General features: G+C 66.0%; 5 protein-coding genes and 1 pseudogene. All 6 read right to left on the bottom strand.

From position 1 onward, the window contains the following. Window positions 1-379, bottom strand: a pseudogene (locus tag AB0J09_RS57770) (hypothetical protein); the annotation flags it as partial. Next, window positions 376-570, bottom strand: coding sequence for a hypothetical protein (locus tag AB0J09_RS57765; RefSeq protein ID WP_360711527.1), 195 nt, complete (start codon window positions 568-570; stop codon window positions 376-378). The pseudogene AB0J09_RS57770 and the gene AB0J09_RS57765, both read right to left, overlap by 4 nt. Then, window positions 570-2207, bottom strand: a complete 1638-nt coding sequence (locus AB0J09_RS57760) for an extracellular solute-binding protein (protein ID WP_360711524.1) — start codon at window positions 2205-2207, stop codon at window positions 570-572. The genes AB0J09_RS57765 and AB0J09_RS57760 overlap by 1 nt, the downstream gene beginning before the upstream one ends. 26 nt (window positions 2208-2233) lie before the next feature. After that, window positions 2234-3109 (bottom strand): carbohydrate ABC transporter permease, encoded by an 876-nt coding sequence (locus AB0J09_RS57755; RefSeq protein ID WP_360711521.1) that lies wholly within the window; start codon window positions 3107-3109, stop codon window positions 2234-2236. Next, window positions 3106-4086, bottom strand: coding sequence for an ABC transporter permease subunit (locus AB0J09_RS57750; RefSeq protein ID WP_360711518.1), 981 nt, complete (start codon window positions 4084-4086; stop codon window positions 3106-3108). Before AB0J09_RS57750 ends, AB0J09_RS57755 begins: the two co-directional genes overlap by 4 nt. Then, window positions 4083-4267 (bottom strand): hypothetical protein (locus tag AB0J09_RS57745; RefSeq protein ID WP_360711515.1); only part of this gene is annotated, 185 nt, incomplete at its 5' end. The genes AB0J09_RS57750 and AB0J09_RS57745, both read right to left, overlap by 4 nt.

Here is a 4267-nt window from a genome sequence, read left to right as displayed (position 1 = left end):
GCACCGACTCGTCTTTCAAGTAGAGGTTTACACCCCAGTGCGAGGGCAGCGGAAAGACGTGCAGATGTGTGTCGCAGCTACGGTTGGCGTCGGCCTTGTACCCGCGCCAGAACGCCGCCGCCGGGTGCAGGTCCGTCAGGTCCCTGCTGCGGTGGCGCAGCGCGTAGAGGGCGGCGGACAGCGCGGGTCCGAGCGGCAGTGCGCAGGCGGCCGCCAGCGGCACGTTGCTGGCGTCACCGCCGAGCAGGGTCAGCGCGACCAGGCCGGGCGCGCTCGCGACCAGGAACATGCCCTCGACCACCAGCAGGCTGTAGACCAGCGTGGCGGCACGCGACAGCGGCCCCTGGCCGAACCTCCGCTCAGCCGTCACCTCGCTCATCGGCTCCCCTCTCCCAGGCCGAGCAGCCGGCTGTCGTCCCACCACGGCGGCGTCTCGTCCACCACCGGCGTGAGCTCGACCAGCGTAACCTCGTGGCGGTCGAGTGTGAGATCCAGCTCCGCGTACTCGTAGGGCCGGTGGACGCCCACCCCGTCGGACAGCCGCCCCGAGGCCTCCGAGGGAACCCGCATCAGCCGTGGTCCTTCTTGAACCGCTCGTAGGCGGTGTTGACGAGGTTGATGTAGGTGGTCGAGTTCTTGGCTTCCAGCTCCTTGACGTAGGCGTCCCACTCGCTCAGGTCGCGCTCGCCGAGGACGAACTTGAGCGTCTGCTGGGTGACGTAGTCCTTCAGCGGCGTCTCCCAGAGCGTGGCCTGCTCGCGCTCCTCGTCGGTGAACGGGTGCGGCGGCTCCACCGGCCACGGCTTCCTGGCGTTCATCACGTCCTGGAACGCCACCTCCTCCTCGGAGAAGGTCGAGTTCAGCAGGTTGGTGGTGCCGCCGTAGGCGAACACGCCGTTGGAGAAACCGAAGTCCTTCTGCAGGTGCTTGGGCGCGCCGGGGTTGAGCCCGACGAAGTCGACGTCCTTGGCCAGCTGGTACTTGCCAGAGGCGTCCTTGGTGTACGTCGTGCCTTCGACGCCCCACTTGGCGAACTCCGCGCCCTGGTCGGAGTACCAGAGCCAGTCGACGAACTGCATCATGGCGACGAAGTTCTTGTTCTCCAGCGCCTTCTTGGAGATCATGATGCCGTTCTCGAGCCGGGTGTCGATCTTGTACTCGCCGACCGGGCCCAGGGGCACCGGGATCTTGGCGACCTTGGCGCCGGGGACGAGCTTGGTCAGCGTCGGCCGGTAGTCGTTGACGATCGACTGCGCGTTCGCGCTGATCACGAACGACTTGCCGGAGTTGAACTTCTGCTTGGCCTGCTCGTCCTGCTGGGTGAAGCTCTCCGGGTCGAGCAGCTTCTCCTTCACCAGCTTGTTCAGGTACTCCAGCATCTGCTTGTACTGCGGCATCGCGCCGGTGTAGACGAACTTGCCGGTCGTGGAGTCGAAGGTCGCGTGCTGGTACTGCCAGCCGCCCCTGGCGCCGTAGGCCTGGGCGACGAGCTTGAACAGGTTACCGCCGGGCGTGGGGACGCCGAACCGGTCGGTCATCGGGTAGAGGTCCGGGTACTCCTTCTTCAGCGCCTTGAGCACGGTGTACAGCTCGTCCCAGGTCTTCGGGATCTCCAGCTTGTGCTTCTCCAGGATGTCGGTCCGCACAGCCAGGGAGTAGTCGATCCAGATCTCCTCGTGGAGACCCGGCAGCAGGTAGATGCGGCCGTCGGCCTGGCGCAGCGTGTCCAGTTCCGGCTGCATGTTCCACTTGGCGACCTTGTCCTTGAAGTTGGGCATCAGGTCGAAGTAGTCACTGACCGGCAGGACGGCGCCGGAGGAGACGAACGCCTCCTCGGCCGGGTGGTAGGTCTTCGGGATGATGAGCGGGGCCTGGCCGGAGCCCACCAGCAGGCCGCGCTTCTTCTCGTAGTCGCTGAGCGGCACCTCCACCGGCTTGAGCGTCACGTTGGTCCGCTTGGTCAGCTCCTGCCAGAACAGCCAGTCGCTCTTGTCCGGGTAGAACGGGTGGTTGTTGTAGAGCACGTCGAACGAGACCGGCTCGGTGGCCTTGAACTGCTGGCCGACGCCGTAGCTCGCCATCGCGCCCGCCTTGTTCGCGGACACGTCCGCGCCCTTCTTCGGGGCCTCGTCCTCGCCGCAGCCAGCAACGACGAAGGTGAGCGCACCCAGCCCGATAAGTGCCTGACGCCGGGAGATGTGCTGCATGGGGGGTTCCTTTCGGAGGGACATGGCTATCCCTTCACCGCGCCGAGCATGACTCCGGAGACGAAGTACCGCTGGACGAAGGGGTAGACCGCCAGGATGGGAACGACGGTGAGCATGATCGTCACCGACTGGATGTTGGCCGCGGCCGCCGAAACCTCGCTCATCGCCGCGCCGGCGGACTCGGCGCCGGTGGCGCCCGCGATGAGGTTGCGCAGGTAGATGGTCACCGGGAACAACTTCGACTCGTTCAGGTAGAGGAATGCCGTGAACCACGAGTTCCAGAACGAGACCGCGTAGAACAGCACCATCGTGGCGATGACCGCCTTCGACAGTGGCAACACGATCCGCCGGAGGATGCCGTAAGTGCTGAGGCCGTCGATGGCGGCGGCCTCCTCCAGTTCCTGCGGCAGCCCCTCGAAGAACGCCTTCATGACCAGGAGGTTGAAGACGCTGATGGCGTTGGGCAGGACGATGGCCCAGATGGAGTTCGTCAGCCCGAGGCTGTTGACCAGCACGTACTGGGGGATCAGGCCGCCGGAGAAGATCATGGTGAAGACGGCCACCCAGATCAGGAACGTGCGGCCCTTGAGGTGTTTCTTGGACAACACGTACGCGTAGCAGGTCGTCAGCAGCATCGCGATCGCCGTGGCCACGACGGTGTAGACCACGGTGTTGCGGTAGTTCGTCCAGAACATCGGGTCCGAGACCACGAGCTTGTACGTCGCGACGTTGAACCCGCGAGGGATGAGGTTGACCTGCCCGCCGACGATGTAACGTTCTGCGCTGAACGAGCGGGCGATGATGTTGACGAAGGGATACAGCGTCACGATGACGACACCGGTCAAGATGACGGCGTTGACCCATTGGAACACGCGGTAGCCACGGCTCTTGGCAATCGTCACCACAGGCTCGTCCCTACTGTGCGGCGGGAGATCACGTTCGCCCCCACGATCAGCACCACCCCGACCAGCGCCTCGAACAGGCCGATCGCGGCGGCGTAGCTCATGGAGCTGGACTCCACACCCATGCGGTACAGGAACGTGGTGATCACGTCAGCGGTCGGATACGTCAGCGGGTTGTACAGCAGCAGGACCTTCTCGAAGCCCACGGCCATGAACGTGCCGATGTTGAGGATCAGCAGCGTGATCGCCGTCGGCCGGATGCCCGGCAGGGTGACGTGCCAGATCTGCCGCCACCGGTTGGCCCCGTCCATCCGGGCCGCCTCGTAGAGGTGCTCGTCGACGGTCGTCAGGGCGGCCAGGTAGAGGATGGTCCCCCAGCCGACGGTCTGCCAGACCTCCGACGAGACGAAGATCGTGCGGAACCACTCCGGCTTCTGGATGAACGCGGTGGCCTGCCCGCCGAACGCCTTCACCACCTGGTTCACCGGCCCGTCGATGGCCAGCATCTGCATGACGATGCCGGCCACGATGACCATCGACAGGAAGTGCGGCAGGTACGACACCGACTGCAGGAACCGCTTCATCCGCCGGTTGCGCACCTCGTTGAGCAGCAGCGCCAGCACGATCGGCAGCGGGAAGCAGAACAGCAAGGTCAGCGCGCCGAGGACCAGCGTGTTGGTGAACACGCTCCAGAACGACGGGTCGTTGAGGAACATCTTCACGTACCGCAGGCCCACCCACGTCTCGCCGAACATGCTGCCGCCGGGCTCGAACTTCCGGAAGGCGATCACGTTGCCGAGCATCGGGGCGTACCGGAAGACCGCGAAGAACAGCAGCGGCAGGATCGCCAGCGAGTACAGCTGCCAGTCGCGGCGGATCGCGTGCCGCCACGTGCCCGGCCTGGCCCGCCTGCGCCGGCCGGACGCCGGCCGCGCCGGACGCGTGCCCTGCGGCGGATCGTCCAACGTCGTGCTCATCCCGCGCCCTCCAGTATGCGGACCGTGGCCAGCAGCCGCCTGTCGTGGCCGAGCTCGCGCTCGGCACCGGTCAGGCGCAGCGGCACGGCGGCCACCACGTCGGCGCTCGAGCGGCCGAAGCGCAGCTCGACGTCGCCCGGCTCGACGATGCGCGTGCCACGCACCCCGGTGAACGACGTGA

The sequence above is a fragment of the Nonomuraea sp. NPDC049784 genome (assembly GCF_040659615.1).
Lineage (GTDB): Bacteria > Actinomycetota > Actinomycetes > Streptosporangiales > Streptosporangiaceae > Nonomuraea.
Note: the sequence above shows the minus strand (reverse complement) of the source record. Positions and strands in the feature narration are given on the sequence as shown.